Source organism: Mycobacterium sp. NTMscope_MAC_269, from assembly GCF_976985695.1.
The window spans coordinates 4,939,692-4,957,069 of record NZ_OZ335668.1 but is presented as its reverse complement, the minus strand read 5'-3'; the positions used below and the strand labels follow the sequence as shown (position 1 = coordinate 4,957,069).

Below are 17,378 nucleotides of genomic sequence, written 5' to 3'. Positions count from 1 at the left end.
GTCACCTTCTCGCGAGCTGTCCTGCGCGGCGCGTGACCGCCGCGACGACGGCACCCAGGGCGATGCCGCAGGCCACGTCGCTGGGGTAGTGCACTCCCAGCAACATTCGCGACAGCGCCATCGGCGGCACCAGGCCCGCTTCGCAAACTCCTCGGGGCAGGCCGGTGGCCCGGCCCATCAGAATCGCGGCGGCCGTGGTGGAAGTGGCATGTGCGGACGGAAAACTCAGCTGGCTGGGAGTGCCGACGTTCACCACGACGGCGGGATCGTGCGGCCGCTTGCGCCGCACGATGCGTTTGACGATCACGGCGGCGGCGTGGGCGACGAAGGCGCCGCCGCCGGCGATGAGCCAGTCTGCGCGCCGCTTCGGCGACAGAACCGCGCCGAGCAGGGCTACGGCCACCCAACCGATGCTGTGCTCGCCGAAGTGGGACAGTGCGCGCGCCACCGGTAGCGCCCCGGGGCGATCGCCCAGCGCCGCCTGGACGGCGACCAGCGCGGCCACCTCACCGCGCGGGGCCTGCGCAGCAGAGGCCTCATGCATGTTCTGCAGCTGGCAGCAACGCCGTCTCCCACTTCTGCTTGCTGGACAACACCGGCAGCGCGTCGCGGTACACCCTGCGCATCTCGTCGAACCGGCTGAGCAGCTGGCGCTGGCGGCGCAGCGATTTGAACAACAGCGAGAACATCTTTCGCCGGTCCCGCTGTCGGTAGACCACACCGCACCCGTCGGCCGTCGTGACGGTCACGCCGTCGACCGTGCACAGGCGAAACCAGCGCGCATCCTGGGTCGGCACGTTGTACTCCGGGGCACGGTGGGCTTCGGCGTCCGCCTTGGTCGCGTTGTGCAGGATCCCGCGGGCCAGCCGGTAGCCGATCGACACCGGGTTCACCGGAGGGTTCATCGCCTTGCTCTGGTAGCGCGGCTGCGGCAGTTCGCTGGCCGCCGGCAGCACCACCGCGTCCGGGTATTCCTTGCGCAGGCGATGCACCTCCGGCAGCGCGGATTCCAGGATCGAGAAGATGTGCTCGGGTCCGGCGAGGAAGTCGTCGATCGCCCTGTTCTGGATCGCCACCGTCGAATATTCAAGGCAAGCAAGGTGTTTCAGCGTCGCCTTGAGGTGGCTGCGAACCAGCCCGGTGATGTCGCCGTCCCAGTGCAGCGCGGCGACCACCAGCCTGTTGCGCAGGTGGAAGTACGCCTGCCAGTCGATGGCGTCATCCTTGTCGCTCCAGGCCATGTGCCAGATCGCGGCACCGGGCAGCGTGACGGTCGGATACCCGTGCTCGCCGGCGCGCAGACCGTATTCGGCGTCGTCCCATTTGATGAACAGCGGCAGCGGCTGGCCCAGTTCCTCGGCGACCTGCCGGGGGATCATGCAGGTCCACCAGCCGTTGAAGTCGACGTCGATCCGTCGGTGCAGCAGGGAGCTCCGAGAGTTCTTGTCGCTCAACGGGAATTCCGCGAAGTCATGGTCGTACTCGGCGTGCGGCGCGGCGGTCCACATGAAGTTGGACTGGTTGACGACCTCGCCCATGATGTGCAGGTGCGACGGCTCCTGCAGGTTGAGCATCTGGCCGCCGACGAGCATCGGCGTCTTGGCGAAGCGGTGCATCGCGAGGACCCGCAGGATCGAGTCCGGCTCGATGCGGATGTCGTCGTCCATGAACAGGATCTGTTGGCAGTCGGTGTTTTTCAGCGCCTCATACATCACCCGGCTGTAACCGCCGGAACCGCCGAGGTTGGGCTGATCGTGGATCGACAGCCGATCCCCGAGACCCGCGGCCGCGGTCGCGAAGTCCGGGTGATCGCGCACCTTGCGAGTGCCCTGGTCCGGAACGATCACCGCACCAATCACCTCGTCCACCAAGGGATCAGCGGTGAGGTCGGCCAGGGCGTTGACACAGTCGGCGGGACGATTGAAGGTGGGGATGCCGACGGCGATGTTGGCCGGGACCGGGGCGGGCTCGGTCGCGTACCAGCCGCCGCTGATCAGGTTGACCGCGCTGTCGGTGGTGATGTCGAACCAGATCCAGCCGCCGTCCTCGAACGGCTTGAGCGCCACCTCGATCTCGACGACGGCCGGTTGTTCGTCGGTGCCGACGAATTGGCGGCCCTCGACCGAGATTCGCACCCCGGTGGCCTTCGTCCGGTACACGTCGACCCGCCCGGTTCCGGTCAGCTCGACCCGCAGTACCACCGACGCGCAGATGGACCAGCGCCGCCAGTAGCTGGCCGGGAACGCGTTGAAGTAGGTGGCGAACGACACCTCGGATTCTTTGCCGATCTCCAGCGAGGTGCGGCTCGTCGCGTGCGCCCGACGGGCGTTGGTCGTCGACTCCTCCAGATACAGCTTGCGCACGTCGAGCGGCTCGCCGGGACGCGGCAGGATGATCCGGGACAACAGGCTTACAGCAGGCATCAGGCGCTCTCCCCAACTAAAGCTTTGCCGTCGCGCAGGTGCGGCGCCAGAACGTTGTCGTACATGTTCAGCGCGCTGGCGATGGCCATGTGCATGTCCAGATACTGGTAGGTGCCCAGCCGGCCACCGAAAAGCACCTTCGCCGAAGCGGTTTCGGACTTCGCCCTGGCCCGGTATGCGGCCAGCACGGCGCGGTCGGCCTCGGTGTTGATCGGGTAGTAGGGCTCGTCGTCGTCCTCGGCGAACCGCGAGTATTCCCGCATGATGACGGTCTTGTCGGCGGGATAGTCGCGCTCGGTGTGAAAGTGCCGGAACTCGTGGATGCGGGTGTAGGGCACGTCGGGGTCGTTGTAGTTCATCACCGGTGTGCCCTGGAAATCCCCGATCGGCAGCACTTCCAGCTCGAAGTCGAGGGTGCGCCAGCCCAAGCGCCCCTCGGCGTAGTCGAAGTAGCGGTCCAGCGGGCCGGTGTAGACGACCGGCGCGTCGGGGCTGTCCGCGCGCAGCTGGTCGCGCACGTCGAACCAGTCGGTGTCCAGCCGGACCTCGATGCGGTCGTCGGCGGCCATGTTGCGCAGCCACGCCGTGTAACCGTCAACGGGCAGACCCTCGTAAGTGTCGGAAAAGTAGCGGTTGTCGAAGGTGTAGCGCACCGGCAGCCGGGTGATGTTGGCGGCCGGGAGCTCCTTGGGGTCGGTCTGCCACTGCTTGGCGGTGTAGCCCTTGACGAAGGCCTCATACAGGGGTCGGCCGATCAGCGAGATCGCCTTCTCCTCGAGGTTCTGCGCGTCGGCGGTGTCTATCTCGGCGGCCTGCTCGGCGATGAGCTTGCGCGCCTCGTCCGGCGTGAAGTACTTGCCGAAGAACTGCGACACCAGGCCCAGCCCCATCGGGAACTGGTAGGCCTGGCCGTTGTGCATGGCGAAGACCCGGTGCCGGTAGTCGGTGAAGTCGGTGAACTGGCGCACGTAATCCCAGACCCTCTTATTAGAGGTGTGGAACAGGTGGGCGCCGTACTTGTGCACCTCGATACCGGTGTGCGGCTCGGCTTCCGAGTAGGCGTTGCCACCGATGTGCGGACGGCGGTCCACCACGAGTACACGCTTCCCGAGCTGGGTAGCCACGCGCTCGGCAATGGTCAGTCCGAAGAATCCAGAGCCGACGACGAATAGATCGAAACGAGCGGTCATCGGTTGCTTAGGGTATCCGACCGCGTGGCCCTAACCCATTTGGCGAGGCCAGGAAGCGCGCCGGCCGTTTGACGAGGGCCGTCGGGGGGCGTTGGGGGGCTTCCGGAGCCGCGATCACAGTCCTGGTCGCAATTGCCTCACGATTCAATATCACCACTCTAGTAACAGACCCCCCACTCGTACCATCGACTGTGTGTGATTCCTGCCAGCTAGGACCGGCGGGACCGCCGACACAACACATAGTGATAGAGGAGACTTCCGTGCCGAACCGACGCCGACGCAAGCTCTCGACAGCCATGAGCGCGGTTGCCGCCCTGGCAGTGGCGAGTCCGTGCGCATACTTCCTTGTCTACGAATCGACGGCCGACACCAAGGCGCCCGAGCACCACGAGTTCAAGCAGGCCGCGGTGATGAGCGACCTGCCCGGCGAGCTGATGGGCGCGCTGTCGCAGGGGCTGTCGCAATTCGGGATCAACATGCCTCCGGTGCCCGCCTTGAGCGGGGGCGCGGCCACCCCGGGTCTCGCCAGCCCCGGCCTGGGAACTCCCGGCCTCGGCTCCCCCGGCCTGGGAACGACGGGGCTGACCAATCCGGGCTTGACGAGCCCCGGTTTGACCAGCCCCGGCCTGACCAGTCCCGGTTTGACCAGCCCCGGGCTGGCGAGCCCGGGCCTCACCAATCCCGGCCTGGCCCCCACGACACCCGGGCTCACCGCGCCGGGTGCGTTGCCGGCCACCCCGGGCACGGGCATCGCGACCCCGGGCGCCGGACTCAACCCCGCGTTGTCCAACCCCGGGCTGACCAGCCCGGCCGGCGTGGCTCCGGGGCTGGGCAGCCCGGCGCTGTCCCCGACCGAAGTTCCGATCGACTCCGGGGCCGGCCTGGACCCGGGCGTCGGTGGCACCTACCCGATCCTCGGCGACCCGTCGACGTTCGGTAACGCCTCGCCCATCGGCGGCGGTACCGGCCTGGGCGGTGGCTCCGGGTCGGGCGCCAGTGGCGGCCTCGTCAACGACGTCATGCAAGCCGCCAACCAGTTGGGCGCCGGTCAGGCGATTGACCTGCTCAAGGGCCTGGTGATGCCGGCGATCACGCAGGGCATGCAGGGCGGCGGGGCCGCGGGCGCGCTCCCGGGCGCCGCGGGTGCCCTGCCCGGCGCCGCGGCGGGTGCTCTCCCGGCCGCCGCGGGTGCTGCCGGTGCGCTGCCGGCGGCCGCCGGCGCGGTACCGGTACTGCCCCCGGTCTGACCTTTCCCAAACCCTCCACCAGACGGCACCGCAGAATCATCTGCGGTGCCGTCGATTTTGGTGGAGATTCAGCCGCGCGGAACCTCGTGTCGTCCCATAGATAACATTAGAAACACACGTAACATCGGCTGGTGTCCCGCAGTCGCGCCCCGACGACGTTGCTCACCGCCATCGCCGCGACCGTCGTCATCGTCTCGTGGGTGGGGGACGCCACGCGCGACCGGGGCGCCTCCAGGACTTCACCGACGCGCGGCACCCAACTTGTCGAGCAACCGCTGATCGGGCTGGGCGCCGGAGTCACCGTTCGGGAGATCGGCCAGGACACCGCGTTCTCTTTGGTGGCGCTCACCGGCGACCTGGCCGGGACGTCGACCCGCGTGCGCGCCAAGCGTCCCGACGGTTCGTGGGGTCCGTGGTATCAGACCGAGTACGAAACCGCGGCGCCCGATCCGGCGGCGTCCGGCCATCCGGCCGCAGCCACCGAGGGGCCGCGCGGCACGGACCCGGTCTTCGTCGGCACCACGACCACCGTCCAGATCGCGGTGACCCGACCGCTCGACGCGAAGGCGACCCAGCCGCCCCCGGCATCCCCGGGCGACGCGAGGGATCTGGGATACAAACCGGCGTCGAGGGAACAGCCCTTCGGGCAGAACATCTCGGCTGTCCTCATCTCCCCGCCGCAGGCGCCGAGCCAAACGCAGTGGACGCCACCGTCGGGAGTGGTGATGCCCGGCCAGGCGCCGCCCATCATCAGCCGAGCGGAGTGGGGCGCCGACGAGTCGTTGCGATGCGGTAGCCCACAGTACGACAACGGGATTCGCGCCGCGGTCATCCACCACACCGCCGGCAGCAACGACTATTCACCGCTGGAATCGGCCGGCATCGTCAAGGCCATCTACACCTACCACAGCAAGACGCTGGGCTGGTGCGACATCGCCTACAACGCGCTGGTCGACAAGTACGGCCAGGTGTTCGAGGGCAGCGCCGGCGGGCTCACAAAAGCCGTCGAGGCCTTCCACACCGGCGGATTCAACCGCAACACCTGGGGCGTGTCGATGATCGGCAATTTCGACGACGTGCCCCCGACGCCGATCCAACTGCGCACCGTCGGCCGCCTGCTGGGCTGGAGGCTGGGCCTGGACGGCGTCGACCCCAAGGGCACGGTGCAACTGGAGTCGGCCGGTAGCCACTACACCACCTTCCCGGCCGGCTCCATCGCGACGCTGCCGACCATCTTCACCCACCGAGACGTCGGCAACACGGATTGCCCGGGCAACGCCGCCTACGCGTTGATGGACGAAATACGGGACATCGCATCGCATTTCAACGACCCGCCGGAGGAACTGATCAAGGCGCTGCAGGGCGGCGCGATCTACGACCACTGGCAGGCGATCGGCGCGATGAACAGCGTGCTGGGCGCGCCGACCTCGCCGGAAGACAGCGCGGCCGGTGACGCCCGCTTTGTCACCTTCGCCCGTGGGGCGATGTATTGGTCACCCGAGACCGGGCCTCAGCCGGTCACCGGCGCCATCTACGACGCCTGGGGCTCGCAGAGCTACGAGCGGGGTCCGCTCGGACTGCCGACCAGCGCGGAAATACAAGAGCCGCTGCAGATTACGCAGAACTTCGCGCACGGAACGTTGAACTATGAGCGGCTGACCGGAAACGTCACCGAAGTCGTGGACGGTATCACGACGCCGCTGGCCACCCAATTGCCAAGCGGCCCAACGGTGCCGGCCGAACATTTCTCGCTACCGACGCACCCCGGCGCCACGTAGAGCTAAAGCCAATTGCCGCACTCCTCCTCGCACGGCTAAAGCCACCAGCGTTCCAGCACCCGGCCCACGCCGTCGTCATTGTTGGCGGCGGTGACCTCGTCGGCGGCGGCGCGCACGTCGGGATGGGCGTTGCCCATCGCCACGCCGTGGCCCGCCCAGCGCAGGATCGGCAGGTCGTTGGGCATGTCGCCGAACGCCACCACCTGCTGGGGGGTGATCTCCAGCGGCCTGGCGATCTCGTCCACGCCGGTGGCCTTGCTGATCCCCAGCGGCACGATCTCGATCAGGCCGTTATTGGTGGAGTAGGTGATGTCGCCATCGATGCCGACGTGCTTGGCCAGTTCGGCGGCCATGTCGGAGCTGCGGGCCCCGGCCCGGCGGATGAGCAGCTTGATCGCCGGGGCGCTGAGCAGGTCCTCGATCGACACCTCGGTGTTGTCCGGGTTCAGCCAGGCGTGCTCGTAGCCCGGCGAGCTGATGAACTGCGGGGTCGCGGTGTCGTGGGCGCGGTCGCCGATCCGCTCGACGGCCAGCCCCGCGCCGGGGATGACGCGCGTCGCCAGCTCCGCCAGCTCCGCCAGGGTGTCGACGGAAAGCGTGCGCGTCGACACCACCCGGTCGGTCGCGGAGTCATAGACCACGGCGCCGTTGGCGCACACCGCGATCGGGGCGAAGCCGAGCGCGTCGACGACGGGACGTATCCACCTCGGCGGCCGTCCGGTCGCCACGACGAACTGCGCACCGGAGTCCACCGCGGCGCGGATGGCGTCGCGGGTGCGCGGGGTGATCTTCTCGTCGTCGTCGAACAGGGTGCCGTCGACGTCGCAGGCGATGAGCGTCGGCTTCATCGTCATCGGGCCTTACCGCTCAATGCAATCCGCTTTGGGTCTGCCCCGGGCGCGTGACGCCGTCGGTTCCGTATTTCTGCATCCGGTCCTGCAACTCCGACAGCCGGATGGCGCGGGAATCCTCCTGGGTGGGCGCGCCGCCCCCCAAGCGGCGCGGCACCCAGAATTCGTCCTTCGGGTGCGGATATTCCTCCTGCACGCGGTACAGCAGGGCATTCATCGCCTCGCGCAACACCGCGTTGAGCTGCTCGGGCGTGCCCCGTGGTGGCAGCGGGCGCCCGGCGAGCACGGTGATCGGAACCTTGTTGCGCAGCACCTTTTTCGGATGGTCCTTGGGCCAGATCCGGTGCGCGCCCCACACGATCACCGGGACGATCGGCACCTGGGCCTGAAGCGCCATGCGCGCGGCCCCGGTCTTGAATTCCCGCAACTCGAAACTTCGGCTGATGGTGGCCTCGGGATGCGTCCCGATCAGCTCGCCCTCGCGCATGCGCTGCACCGCCGCGTCGAACGCGTCGTGTCCCGATCTGCGATCCACCGGGATCAGCCGGGCGTGCCTGATGACGTAGTTGACCGCCTTCACGTCGGCCATCTCCGCCTTGATCATGAAGTACGCGCGCCGGCGGCGCTCCCGCACGGCCATCAGCGTGGGAAGCCAGTCCAGGTAGCTGGTGTGGTTCTGGGCCAGTAGTGCGCCGCCCCGCTCGGGGATGTTCTCGAGGCCCTGATAGGTGAACTTGGTTCCCTGCATGGCGACCATCGGCGGGACGATCCACTCCGCGAACCGGTAGAACCCCTCAGGCATGTCTTCTCCTTGCCTACTGCGACGGGCGTTCGGCCCGGTTGGCGGCCTTCTTGGCCGATCGGGCCGCCGCCTCCTCGGCCTCGATGCGCGCGGCCTCAGCGCGGGTCGGGGCGCAACCGCCCAGCCGGTGCGGCACCCAGTACGCTCCGGGCTCGTTCGGATAGTCCCGTTGCGCCTGGTGCAGCAACGTCGTCATCGAGTCGCGCAGGGCAGCGTCGGTCTGCGCAATGTCTTCGCGCACCTGTAACGGCGCGCCTACCTGCACGGTGACAGGAATTTTGGCCCGCCCCAGTTTACGTGGGTGGTCCTTGGTCCAGATGCGCTGCGCCCCCCAGACGATCACGGGCACGATCGGGACGTCCGCTTCCAGCGCCATCCGGGCGGCGCCGGTCTTGAACTCCTTGAGCTCGAAGCTGCGGCTGATCGTGGCTTCGGGGTACACGCCGACCAGCTCGCCTTCACGGAGCCGCTGCACGGCCACCGCGTAGGCGCCCGCGCCGGCGCCGCGGTCCACCGGGATGGTGCGGGTGTGCTTGATCAGGAAATTGACCACCTTCACCCGCTGCATCTCGGCCTTGATCATGAACCGTAGGCGCCGCCCCCGGCGATGGACGGCCAGGCCGGCGGGCAAGAAGTCGACATAGCTGGTGTGGTTGATCGCCACCACGGCCCCGCCGCGTTCAGGGATGTGCTGCTCGCCGCGATAGGTGATCGTGGTGCCGGTGGCCGTCACCGCCAGGTGGGCCAGCAGCTCCAGCGCGCGGAAGGTCGGCTCCACCGTCGATCACTACTCCGGCGCCCCTGCGGGGCGCGCCCGGCGTGCCGCCCGAGCGGCCGCCTCTTCGGCCTCCAACCGCGCCGCTTCCGCCAGCGACGGGGCGCCTCCGCCCAACCGGTGCGGCACCCAGAACGCCCCGGCGGGATGGGCGCCGTAGAGCTCCTGCGCGCGTTCCAGCAGGTGTTGCATCCGGGAGTGCAGGAGGCCCTTCAATTCCTCGATGCCCAGCGTCGGCTCGATCGGCTCGCCGACCACCACCACGATCGGCACCTTGGGCCGCCAGAGCTTCTTCGGATGGTCCTTGGTCCAGACGCGCTGGGCGCCCCAGACGATGTGCGGGACGATCGGCACCCCGGCCTCGACCGCCATGCGGGCGGCCCCCGATTTGAACTCCTTGATCTCGAAGCTGCGGCTGATGGTGGCCTCGGGATAAACCCCGACGAGCTCGCCGTCTTTCAAGTGCCGCACCGCCGCCTCGTAGGAGGCGGCGCCGTCCTGCCGATTCACCGAGATGTGGCGCAGGCTGCGCATGATGGGCCCCGTGACCTTGTGGTCGAAGACCTCCTGCTTGGCCATGAACCGCACCTTGCGTCCCAGGCCCTGCTTGTAGGCGGGCAACCCCGCGAACGTGAAGTCCAGGTAGCCGGTGTGGTTGATCGCGATGACCGCACCGCCGCTTTTCGGGAGGTTCTCCACACCCGTGACCGTGATCTTCAGCCCCTGCGCGCGCCATACCAAGCGGGCTAGCTGGATGACAGTCCCGTAAACCGGTTCCACAGCTCATCAGCCTAGTGCTCCGGACTGTGCGGCGTCCCCCGGATGCCGCCTCGCGCTAAGCTCGGGGGCGCAAAAACCCTCATCGCCGGTCGATACCGAATCGGTCCCCCAGCGTCCTTGGGAAAGGTATTAGTGCAGGTCACCAGCGTAGGCCACGCCGGATTTTTGATTGAGACCCAAGCGGGCAGCATCCTATGCGACCCCTGGGTCAATCCGGCCTACTTCGCGTCCTGGTTCCCTTTCCCGGACAACAGCACGCTGGACTGGGACAAATTGGGCGCCTGCGACTACCTGTACGTGTCGCACCTGCATAAGGACCACTTCGACGCGAAGAACCTGACCGAGCACGTCAACAAAGACGCGACGGTCTTATTGCCGGACTTCCCCGTGCCGGATCTACGAAACGCTCTGCAGGAGTTGGGATTTCACCGATTCTTCGAGACAAGCGATTCGGTCAAGCATCGGATCGAAGGCGCCAGGGGCGCCCTCGACGTCATGATCATCGCGCTACGGGCGCCCGCCGACGGACCGATCGGTGATTCGGCGCTGCTGGTCTCCGACGGCGCCACAACGGTTTTCAACATGAACGACGCCCGGCCGGTCGATCTGGATGTGCTGGCCTCCGAGTTCGGGCACATCGATGTGCACCTGCTGCAGTACTCCGGGGCGATCTGGTACCCGATGGTCTACGACATGCCGGCCCGCGCCAAGGAGTCCTTCGGCATCCAGAAGCGGCAACGACAGATGGACCGCGCCCGCCAATACCTCGCCCAGGTCGGGGCGACGTGGGTGGTCCCGTCGGCGGGCCCGCCCTGCTTCCTGGATCCGCAGCTGCGCCACCTCAACGACGACCACGCGGATCCGGCCAATATCTTCCCCGACCAGATGGTGTTCCTCGACCAGATGCGCACGCACGGCCACGACGGCGGCCTGCTGATGATCCCCGGGTCGACCGCCGACTTCACCGGGTCCACCCTGAATTCGCTACATCACCCGCTGCCCACCGACGAGGTCGAGGCCATCTTCACCACCGGCAAGGCCGACTACATCGCCGCCTACGCCGAGCGGATGGCGCCCGTCGTCGCCGCCGCGCGGGCGAGCTGGGCGCCCGCTACCGGAGAGCCCCTACTGGAACCGCTGCGCGAACTGTTCGAGCCGATCATGTCGCAAAGCGACGAGATCTGCGACGGGATCGGCTATCCCGTCGAATTGGTGCTCGGTCCGGAGACCGTGATCCTCGACTTCCCGAAACGTTCGGTGCGGGAACGGATTCCGGACGAGAAAGTCCGCTACGGCTTCGAGATCGCACCGGAGCTGGTGCGCACCGTGCTGCGCGACCGCGAACCGGACTGGGTCAACACCATCTTCTTGTCCACTCGCTTCAAGGCGTGGCGGGTCGGCGGCTACAACGAGTACCTCTACACCTTCTTCAAATGCCTGACCGACGAACGGATCGCCTACGCCGACGGCTGGTTCGCCGAAACCCACGACGACTCGGCCTCGGTCACCCTGGACGGCTGGGAGATCCAGCGCCGTTGCCCCCACCTCAAGGCCGACCTGTCGAAATTCGGTGTGGTGGAAGGCAACACGCTGACCTGTAACCTGCACGGGTGGCAGTGGCGATTGGATGACGGTCGCTGCCTGACCGCGCGGGGCCACCAGCTGCGGAGCCGGCGCGCGTGAACGACTCCCACCGCTCCTACGATGACGGGCTGGTTGCGCTGGATCGGGCGGCAATCACGCTGCGCCGCTATCACTTTCCATCGGGCACGTCGAAAATCATCGCCCTCGGCACGATCCGCGGCTACAAAGCCGAAAGCCTCGGGCTTTTCACGCAGCGGTTCCGGATATGGGGCAGCTCGGACTTCCGCCGCTGGCTGCCGCTGGACATGCAACGGCCGTTCCGGTCGACCTTGATCACCCTGGACGTGCCGGGCACCTGGCCCAGCCCCGCGTTCACGCCGGCGCGCGCGGACGAGTTCACCGCCCTGCTCGACGAATTGCTCGGCGGGCGCGGCTAGCGCTCCCGATCCGCAAGCGCCTGCCGCGCCGCGTTGTATCCGGGGATGAACGTGATACCCGGTCCGCCATGGCATCCCGCGCTGCCCAGGTACAGCCCCTCGATCGGGATCGGCTGGCCCAGAAAACCCGTGGGGCCCGGCCGGTTGGGGCCGATCTGGTTCGCGTTCAACAGACCGTGGCAGTAGTCGCCGCCCGGGGCGCCGAACATCACCCCCATGTGCTTGGGCGTGAAGGTGGTGTGCCGAATGATGCTGCGTTCGAAATTCGGTGCGAGCCGGGTGATCTTGTCGATCACTCGCTGACCCATTTCGACCTTCGCCTGCCCGTAATCCACCTCGCCCTCGATCGGGAAGAACAGCGCGAACGCCGACGCGGCGTGCTTACCCGCCGGGGCGAGGTCCGGGTCGTTCTGCGACGGGATCTGCAAGACCACCGTCGGGTCGGCCGGAACGATGCCGCGCCGGGCGTCCTCCCACTGCTGCTGGACCTCTTCCGGCGTGCAGAACAGGCCGATCGAGGCCTGCATGGCCGGTGAGTTGAGGCCCTCGTACGGCGGGGCGAAAGCGGGGGCTTCGTCGAGCGCGAAGTGCATCTGCAAATAGCTGCCGCGATGATCGATGCGCGCATAGCGTTCCCGGATGTCGGCGGGCAGCGCGCCGGGATCGATCAGGTCATTGAGCGTGGTGTCCGGGGCGATGCCCGAGACGACGATCGGGGCGTCCAGGGTCTCCCCCGACTCGGTGCGCACTCCGGTCACCCGGCCGTCCGCGACGAGGATCTCGGTGACCTTGGTGCGCAACCGAAGTTCACCGCCGTGGCTTTGCAGCACGTCGCACAGGTGTGAGGTGAGCGCGCCGATCCCGCCGCGCAGCTTCTTCATCTGCATCGTGTCGCCGTCGGGAACGCCGAGGCCGAAGGCGAGCGCGGCCGCGCTGCCCGGCGTGGACGGGCCACGGTAGAGCGTGTTGACGGCCAGCACGGTCATCGAACCGCGCAGCGCGCCGTGCTTCTCGCGGTCCGGCAGATATCGGTCCAGCACGTCGGTGACCGAGCCGAACAGCATGTCGTCGATCGCGGAGCGCTCGAATTCGTTGGTGGCGCAGGCGTACATCTCGTCGATGCTCTTGGGTGGCGTTCCCGCTTCGAACCGGCCCAGCGCGCGGGTCGGGCCCTGGCTCCACGCCATCAGCCCCGCCATTCCGTTGACGGCGTCGGCTCCGTGCACCTCGTTGAGATGGGTGAACAGCTTGATGGGGTCGCTGTACTGCACCAGCGGATCGTCGCCGACGCCGCGCACCGCCACCGACATCACGTCCAGGTCGATCGTGGGCATGGCGTCCAGACCCAGCTCGTCGACCACCACCTGCGATGTCGGGAACTGCACCGAGCCGGCGATCTCGAACTGATACCCGTCGAAAAGCTCTACGGTGGAAGCCATCCCGCCGGCGTAGAGCTTGGGATCCAGGCACACCGTCCGCAGCCCGGCCTTGGCCAGCAGCACCGCCGCGGTCAGGCCGTTGTGCCCCGCGCCGATAACGATCGCGTCATAACCAGTCATGTCCTTGCCCTCCGCAAAGGAGGCTCGCACGGCCACAAAGTTTTGTCAATTATGACGAAACTTGTCGGGAGGTCGCCGTGATCCAGGAGTCCGTGATCCCCGCTCGCAGCGACTCCAGCGCCGCATGGCACAGCCGCGCGAGCTCGCCGAGCGACCGGTCGTCGCCGACCATCCAGACCTCCATCGCGCCGAAGACGGCGGCCGCGATGCACCGCGCGGTCACCGCGGTGCGCACCCGGTGGTCGGCCGCCGGCTCCGCGGCGCCCCCGGCCCCGCGACCACGCCGTTGTAACTGCGCCGCAATGGCATCGGCGAAGTCGGCCTGGACTTCGCGGATGTGGCGGACGATGCGGCCGGGGTCGAGCTCGTCCTGGCGCAGGGCGGCGATCTTGGTGACCGCATCGACGTCGTACGGGAACGAGAAGATGGCCGATTGCACCGAGTCGATGATCGCCTCGTCGGCCGGCCTGGCGTCCAGGGCCGCGCGAAACCAGTGCAGCCCGGTGTAATCGGCGAACAACAAATCGTGCTTCGAGCTGAAGTGGCGGTAGAACGTCCGCAGCGACACCCCGGCGTCGGCGGCGATCTGTTCGGCCGACGTGTCCTCGACGCCCTGGGCCAGGAATCGCACCAGGGCAGCCTGGCGCAACGCCTCGCGCGTACGTTCGCTGCGCGCCGTCTGAGCGGGCCTGACCATCTCAGTAAGGTACCAAGGCGACGGATTTGCCATCCCGGTTGTTGTGTCAATATTGACAAAACTTTACGGCGCGGGTGAGACTGCGCCCATGGTCTCGCTACTCACTCACGCGGTGCTCGGACTGGCGGTCATCACCTGGATCGTCCGGTCGAACTCGAAAGTCTTCGCCCGGCCGGCTGACGGCCCCCTGTTCTCGCCGATGGAAATCGTCTACTACGTCGTCGGCATCGCGTCCGTCGCGCTCGGGTGGTACTTCAACATCACCTTCGTGCACGAGTACTCGCAGGGCTCGACCAACCCGCTGTGGGGCGAGCACGGAAGCTGGGCCGAATACATCAAGCTGATGTTCACCAACCCGGCGGCGAGCTCGGCAAGCCAGGACTACACGATAGCGAATGTGATTCTGCTGCCCATCTTTACGATCGTGGACGGCTACCGGCGCGGCCTGCGCCACCCCTGGCTGTACTTCGTGTCCAGCCTGTTCACCAGCTTCGCATTCGCCTTCGCGTTCTACTTCGCGACGATGGAACGACAGCGACGGCACGGGCACGTTGCCGGCGAGCCGGCGACGAAGATCACGGCCTAGCCCGGTTTGGTGGCCCGCCACCGCTGCCGGCCACGCCTGACGTCGGTGTAGATGTCGGTGAATCCCGCGGCTCGCAGCCGGCCGGGGAGGTCGCCCGGTGCGATGGGGTTGTAGGTATCGGCGACGTGGAGCAGACGGAACGCCAGTGACGGGACGCCGTCGCTTCCGGCGAAGACCCCTCCGGGCCGCAGCAGCCTGAACGCCTCGGCGAAGAGTTGGTCCTGCAAGCCGGCGGTGGGAACGTGGTGCAGCATCGTGAAGCACACCACCGACGTGAAATCGTCTGCGGGTAGCCCCGTTTCGGTTCCGCTCGCCTGAATGATGCGCGCCCGCTCGCCGTAGCGGCGCCGCAGGCGATCGGCCATCGCGCCGTCGAGTTCAACGGCCGTGAGCGAGGCCGTGCGATCGAGCAGGCCGCGCAGCGTCGCGCCATAACCGGGCCCGATTTCCACAGTGCGCGAGCCCAATTCGACGTCCTGCAACGCCCACGGCAGCAGCTGATCGGCCACCGCTCGTTCCCATGACGCCGAGCTGCAGCGCCGTCGGTGGAGGAGATTCATTGCCATATCGTCAAAGTTAAGGGGCACCTTGGCTGCGCGCTTCCGATATCCTGCCGAAATATGTCGGAAATCAGCCATGACGGATTGGTCACCTCGGCGCAGACGCTGCCGCCGGGAGCGCGGATCGAACGGCATCGCCATCCGCAACATCAGATCGTCTACCCGTCCTCGGGCGCGGTGTCGGTGACCACCCCGGCGGGTACGTGGATCACACCGGCGAATCGCGCGATCTGGATACCGGCCGGGTGCTGGCACGAGCACACGTTCCACGGCACCACCCAATTTCACGGTGTCGCACTGGATCCCGCCCGTTACCGCGGCGGCCCGGCGGCGCCGGCCGTGCTGGCGGTCAACCCGTTGATGCGGGAACTGATCATCGCGTGTTCGCGGGCCGAGGGGACCGAGAGCGCCGAGCATCACCGGATGCTGGCCGTCCTGCACGACCAGTTGCAGGTGACCAGCGTCGCGGAACCGCTGTGGATTCCCACGCCCGTCGACCCGCGGCTCCGCATAGCGTGCGCACTGATCGCCGACAACCTGCGCGAGCCGCTGACGCTGCAACAGATCGGCGACCGCGTCGGCGTCGGCCAGCGCACGCTGAGCCGGTTGTTCAGCGACGAGCTGGCCATGACGTTCCCGCAATGGCGCACCCAGGTCCGGCTGCAACGCGCGCTGGTGTTGCTGGCCGACCGGCGCGATGTCACGTCGGTGGCATCCGAATGCGGTTGGGCCACACCGAGTGCCTTCATCGACACCTACCGGCGGGCCTTCGGGCACACCCCCGGGCAGCTGGCCGCCAGCACGGTCTAGGGTTCGAGCACCTCGGCGCCCACGAAGGGCACCAGCGCCGCGGGGATCCGCACGCTGCCGTCGGGCCGCTGGTGGTTTTCCAGGATCGCCACCAGCCAGCGGGTGGTGCCCAGCGTGCCGTTGAGGGTGGCCGCGGTCTGCGGCTTGCCGTTCTCGTCGCGGTAGCGCGTGGACAGCCGGCGCGCCTGGAAGGTCGTGCAGTTCGACGTCGACGTCAGCTCGCGATAGGTGCCCTGCGTGGGAACCCATGCCTCGCAGTCGAACTTGCGAGCGGCCGACGAGCCGAGATCGCCTGCGGCGACGTCGATTACCCGGTAGGGCACCTCGATGCGGGCCAGCATCTCGCGCTGCCAGCCCAGCAGCCGCTGGTGTTCGGCCTCGGCGTCGTCGGGCGTGCAGTAGACGAAGCCTTCGACCTTGTCGAACTGATGCACCCGGATGATGCCGCGGGTGTCCTTGCCGTAGCTGCCCGCCTCGCGGCGAAAACACGATGACCAGCCGGCGTATCGCAGCGGGCCGGCCGACAGGTCCAGGATCTCGTTCCAGTGGTAGCCGGCCAGCGGCACCTCCGAGGTCCCCACCAGGTAGAGGTCGTCGGCCTCGACGCGGTAGATCTCGTCGGCGTGGGCGCCCAGGAACCCGGTGCCGGCCATCACCTCGGGGCGCACCAGCACCGGCGGGATCATCGGGGTGAAGCCGTTCTCGACGGCCAGCCGCAGCGCCAGCTGCAGCAGGCCGAGCTGCAGCAGCGCGCCCTTGCCGGTCAGGAAGTAGAACCGCGAGCCGGACACCTTGGCGCCGCGCTGCATGTCGATCAGGCCCAGCGACTCGCCCAGCTCGAGGTGATCCTTGGGGTCGTCGAGCGCCGGGGGCTCGCCGACGACGTCGAGGACGGCGAAGTCGTCCTCCCCGCCCGCCGGGACCCCGTCAATGACGACGTTCGAGAGCGCCATGTGCGCCGCGGTGAACGCCGTCTCCGCCTCGGCCTGGGCGGTCTCGGCGGCCTTCACCTGCTCGGCCAGCTGCTTCGCGCGCGCCAGCAACGCGGGACGCTCGTCGGGCGACGCCGCGCCGACGCTCTTGCTGGCGGACTTCTGGTCGGCCCGCAGCGCGTCGGCGGAGGAGATGGCGGCCCGGCGCGCGGCGTCGGCCGACAGCAGCGCGTCCACCAACGTCGGGTCTTCACCGCGGCTGAGCTGGGAGCGGCGCACGGCGTCGGGGTCTTCCCGGAGCAGCTTCAGGTCGATCACGGCCCTGAGACTACTTTCACCGGCACCGGCCGACCGCCGCAACGTCCAC

At 67.9% G+C, this 17,378-nt stretch carries 17 protein-coding genes; 6 read left to right on the top strand and 11 right to left on the bottom strand.

Going from position 1 to position 17,378, the window contains the following annotated elements; translation table 11 throughout:
• Nucleotide 1: 1 nt before the first annotated feature.
• From ACZ50Z_RS23545 to glf, 3 genes are read right to left on the bottom strand one after another with little or no spacing between them, the layout of a single operon-like run.
• The gene (locus ACZ50Z_RS23545; protein ID WP_464485715.1) at nucleotides 2-544 is read right to left on the bottom strand and encodes a phosphatase PAP2 family protein; all 543 of its coding nucleotides are present in this window, start codon (nucleotides 542-544) and stop codon (nucleotides 2-4) included.
• Nucleotides 537-2,423, bottom strand: a complete 1,887-nt coding sequence (locus ACZ50Z_RS23540; protein ID WP_464485714.1) for a glycosyltransferase — start codon at nucleotides 2,421-2,423, stop codon at nucleotides 537-539. Before ACZ50Z_RS23540 ends, ACZ50Z_RS23545 begins: the two co-directional genes overlap by 8 nt.
• On the bottom strand, nucleotides 2,423-3,613 hold the full coding sequence (glf, locus tag ACZ50Z_RS23535) for a UDP-galactopyranose mutase (RefSeq protein WP_464485713.1): 1,191 nt from the start codon (nucleotides 3,611-3,613) through the stop codon (nucleotides 2,423-2,425). Before glf ends, ACZ50Z_RS23540 begins: the two co-directional genes overlap by 1 nt.
• A gap of 260 nt (nucleotides 3,614-3,873) precedes the next feature.
• Here glf and ACZ50Z_RS23530 point away from each other — a divergent pair, with 260 nt between their 5' ends.
• Entirely contained in the window at nucleotides 3,874-4,860 is a 987-nt protein-coding gene (locus ACZ50Z_RS23530) for a PirG (protein WP_464485712.1), read from the top strand.
• A gap of 131 nt (nucleotides 4,861-4,991) precedes the next feature.
• Complete coding sequence (locus ACZ50Z_RS23525; protein WP_464485711.1) at nucleotides 4,992-6,638, top strand: N-acetylmuramoyl-L-alanine amidase; 1,647 nt, start codon at nucleotides 4,992-4,994, stop codon at nucleotides 6,636-6,638.
• 35 nt (nucleotides 6,639-6,673) lie between these two features.
• Here the strand turns inward: ACZ50Z_RS23525 and ACZ50Z_RS23520 are convergent, their stop codons facing one another.
• From ACZ50Z_RS23520 to ACZ50Z_RS23505, 4 genes are read right to left on the bottom strand one after another with little or no spacing between them, the layout of a single operon-like run.
• Entirely contained in the window at nucleotides 6,674-7,486 is an 813-nt protein-coding gene (locus ACZ50Z_RS23520) for an HAD family hydrolase (RefSeq protein ID WP_464485710.1), read from the bottom strand.
• Nucleotides 7,487-7,505: 19 nt separating this feature from the next.
• The gene (locus ACZ50Z_RS23515; protein WP_464485709.1) at nucleotides 7,506-8,291 is read right to left on the bottom strand and encodes a lysophospholipid acyltransferase family protein; all 786 of its coding nucleotides are present in this window, start codon (nucleotides 8,289-8,291) and stop codon (nucleotides 7,506-7,508) included.
• 13 nt (nucleotides 8,292-8,304) lie between these two features.
• Nucleotides 8,305-9,069 carry a lysophospholipid acyltransferase family protein gene (locus ACZ50Z_RS23510; RefSeq protein ID WP_464485708.1) on the bottom strand — a complete coding sequence of 255 codons (765 nt, stop codon included), beginning with the start codon at nucleotides 9,067-9,069 and terminating at the stop codon, nucleotides 8,305-8,307.
• A 9-nt stretch (nucleotides 9,070-9,078) separates the two neighbouring features.
• Complete coding sequence (locus ACZ50Z_RS23505) at nucleotides 9,079-9,846, bottom strand: lysophospholipid acyltransferase family protein (protein ID WP_464485707.1); 768 nt, start codon at nucleotides 9,844-9,846, stop codon at nucleotides 9,079-9,081.
• A gap of 132 nt (nucleotides 9,847-9,978) precedes the next feature.
• On the opposite strand from ACZ50Z_RS23505, the gene ACZ50Z_RS23500 reads away from it, so the two are divergent.
• Together ACZ50Z_RS23500 and ACZ50Z_RS23495 are read left to right on the top strand one after the other, a co-directional pair.
• Nucleotides 9,979-11,529 (top strand): Rieske 2Fe-2S domain-containing protein, encoded by a 1,551-nt coding sequence (locus ACZ50Z_RS23500; RefSeq protein WP_464485706.1) that lies wholly within the window; start codon nucleotides 9,979-9,981, stop codon nucleotides 11,527-11,529.
• Entirely contained in the window at nucleotides 11,526-11,867 is a 342-nt protein-coding gene (locus ACZ50Z_RS23495; protein ID WP_464485705.1) for a hypothetical protein, read from the top strand. The genes ACZ50Z_RS23500 and ACZ50Z_RS23495 overlap by 4 nt, the downstream gene beginning before the upstream one ends.
• On the opposite strand, the gene ACZ50Z_RS23490 is transcribed toward ACZ50Z_RS23495, so the two are convergent.
• Both ACZ50Z_RS23490 and ACZ50Z_RS23485 read right to left on the bottom strand, forming a co-directional pair.
• Nucleotides 11,864-13,426, bottom strand: a complete 1,563-nt coding sequence (locus tag ACZ50Z_RS23490; protein ID WP_464485704.1) for a phytoene desaturase family protein — start codon at nucleotides 13,424-13,426, stop codon at nucleotides 11,864-11,866. The two genes, ACZ50Z_RS23495 and ACZ50Z_RS23490, sit on opposite strands and share 4 nt — an antisense overlap.
• Before the next feature lie 49 nt (nucleotides 13,427-13,475).
• Nucleotides 13,476-14,123 carry a TetR/AcrR family transcriptional regulator gene (locus tag ACZ50Z_RS23485; RefSeq protein ID WP_464485703.1) on the bottom strand — a complete coding sequence of 216 codons (648 nt, stop codon included), beginning with the start codon at nucleotides 14,121-14,123 and terminating at the stop codon, nucleotides 13,476-13,478.
• An 88-nt stretch (nucleotides 14,124-14,211) separates the two neighbouring features.
• Here ACZ50Z_RS23485 and ACZ50Z_RS23480 point away from each other — a divergent pair, with 88 nt between their 5' ends.
• Nucleotides 14,212-14,709, top strand: coding sequence for a DUF2834 domain-containing protein (locus tag ACZ50Z_RS23480; protein ID WP_464485702.1), 498 nt, complete (start codon nucleotides 14,212-14,214; stop codon nucleotides 14,707-14,709).
• Here ACZ50Z_RS23480 and ACZ50Z_RS23475 read toward each other — a convergent pair.
• A complete protein-coding gene (locus tag ACZ50Z_RS23475) occupies nucleotides 14,706-15,275 on the bottom strand; it encodes a class I SAM-dependent methyltransferase (RefSeq protein WP_464485701.1) in 570 nt (189 codons plus the stop codon). The genes ACZ50Z_RS23480 and ACZ50Z_RS23475 overlap by 4 nt on opposite strands.
• A gap of 54 nt (nucleotides 15,276-15,329) precedes the next feature.
• Here ACZ50Z_RS23475 and ACZ50Z_RS23470 point away from each other — a divergent pair, with 54 nt between their 5' ends.
• On the top strand, nucleotides 15,330-16,079 hold the full coding sequence (locus tag ACZ50Z_RS23470) for an AraC family transcriptional regulator (protein WP_464485700.1): 750 nt from the start codon (nucleotides 15,330-15,332) through the stop codon (nucleotides 16,077-16,079).
• Here the strand turns inward: ACZ50Z_RS23470 and serS are convergent.
• Entirely contained in the window at nucleotides 16,076-17,329 is a 1,254-nt protein-coding gene (gene serS, locus ACZ50Z_RS23465) for a serine--tRNA ligase (protein WP_464485699.1), read from the bottom strand. The two genes, ACZ50Z_RS23470 and serS, sit on opposite strands and share 4 nt — an antisense overlap.
• Between the last annotated feature and the right edge of the window lie 49 nt (nucleotides 17,330-17,378).